Source organism: Marinobacter halodurans (genome assembly GCF_004327985.1).
GTDB classification, from domain to species: Bacteria; Pseudomonadota; Gammaproteobacteria; order Pseudomonadales; family Oleiphilaceae; genus Marinobacter_A; species Marinobacter_A halodurans.
Genome location: NZ_SJDL01000110.1, coordinates 1 through 1990 on the forward strand (window position 1 = coordinate 1; position 1990 = coordinate 1990).

Annotated in this window: 1 protein-coding gene; it reads left to right on the top strand. The window is 66.3% G+C overall.

Annotation, left to right across the window (positions count from 1 at the left end; genetic code table 11):
* On the top strand, window positions 1-1990 hold a 1990-nt coding region (locus EZI54_RS23590; protein WP_131484293.1), incomplete at both ends, for a non-ribosomal peptide synthetase.

Here is a 1990-nt window from a genome sequence, read left to right on the forward strand (position 1 = left end):
TCGGTGGCCGAGGCGGTGGGTCAGGCGCAGCGTCGCCTGGCGGGTCTGTTGGCGCACGAGCATGCCTCGCTGGCGCTGGCGCAGCGCTGCAGCGGGGTCGAGGCGCCGCTGCCGCTGTTCAGCGCGCTGTTGAACTACCGCCATAGCGCGGTGGGGGATGATGCGTCGGCCAGTGCCGTTGGCTTGGAGTTTCTCGGCGGCGAGGAGCGCACCAACTACCCGCTGGGACTGTCGGTGGACGATCTGGGCGAGGCCGGCTTCTCCCTGACGGTGCAGGCGGTGCGACCGCTGGAAGCGGATCGCATTGGCGGCTACATGCAGGCGGCCTTGTCGAGCCTGGTGACGGCGCTGGAGTCGGCGCCGGAGCAGCCGGTGCGGAGCCTGGAGATCCTGCCGCCGGCGGAGCGGCAGCTGCTGCTGGAGGACTGGAACGCAACCGAGGCCTCCTATCCGTCGGAGCAGTGCATCCACGAGTTGTTCGAGGCACAGGTGCAGCGCAGCCCGGAGGCGGTGGCGCTGGTGCACGGCGATGAGACGCTGAGCTATGGCGCGCTGAACGCGCGGGCGAACCAACTGGCGCACTACCTGCGGGAACTGGGTGTGGGCCCGGACGACCGTGTGGCGATCTGCGCGGAGCGCTCGCTGGCGATGGTGGTGGGCCTGCTGGGCGTGTTGAAGGCGGGCGGGGCCTATGTGCCGCTGGACCCGGCTTATCCGGCCGAGCGACTGGCGTACATGCTGGAGGACAGTGCCCCGGTGGCGGTGTTGGTGCACGGCGACGTGCCGACGCTGGCCACGGGCGACTGTCCGGTGATTGCGCTGGACGACAGTGCGCCCTGGACCTCCTACCCGGCGGACAATCCCGAACGGGGTGGGCTGACGGTTTCGCACCTGGCCTACGTGATCTACACCTCCGGCTCGACCGGCCAACCCAAGGGAGTGATGGGCGAGCACCGGCCCATGGTGAACCGCATTGTCGCGCAGAACAAAATCGCCCCCTTCGTCCCCCAGGATGTGTGTTGCCAGAAAACGTCGATCGGTTTTGTTGATTCGATTTTCGAGACATTGGGGCCATTAAGCAACGGTGTGCGGCTGGTGGTCATTGGTGCACAGGATGGCCGGGATCCGGAGTCTCTTCTTGCGCGACTGGTGGATGCGGGTGTCACGCGGTTGATCACGGTGCCCTCCCTGGCGTCAAGCTTGCTGGAGGCCGCTCAAGGCGAAGAGCTCTGCAGTATCCGCACGTGGACCCTGAGTGGCGAAGCATTGAGCAGGTCCTTGCTGGATCGGTTCAGTGCCCTGCCAGGGTGCACAATCGATAATCTTTATGGCTCATCCGAAGTGACTGCGGATACAACGGTTTACCGCGTTGATAATGCCGGCTTACCACTATGTGGCGGGGTACCGATCGGGCGCCCTCTTGCCAACACACGGGTGTACCTGTTGGACGCGTACGGCCAGCCCGTGCCGGTTGGCGTGGCGGGAGAAATCCATATTGGTGGCGTGGGGGTGGCGCGGGGCTACCTGAACCGTCCGGAGCTGACGGCGGAGCGCTTCGTGCTGGACCCGTTCAGTGCCGAGTCTGGCGCGCGGATGTATCGCACGGGTGATCTGGGCCGCTACCGGCCCGACGGCAACATCGAGTATTTGGGCCGTAACGACTTCCAGGTGAAGATCCGGGGCTTCCGGATCGAGACCGGCGAGATCGAGGCGGCGCTGCTGGCGCAGGACACGATAGCCGAGGCGTCCGTGATGGCACGTGAGGATGCCCCGGGTGACAAACGCTTGGTGGCCTACCTGGTACCCAAGACTGATGAACTCGACGTGGCCGCCGTGCGCGCCGCCCTGGCGCAATCGTTGCCAGCCTACATGGTACCGGCGGCGTTCGTGGCGCTGGAGCAGTTACCGCTGACGCCGAACGGCAAGCTGGACCGCCAGGCCTTGCCGGCGCCGGAAGACGACGCCTATGTGCGGGCCGTCTACGAGGCAC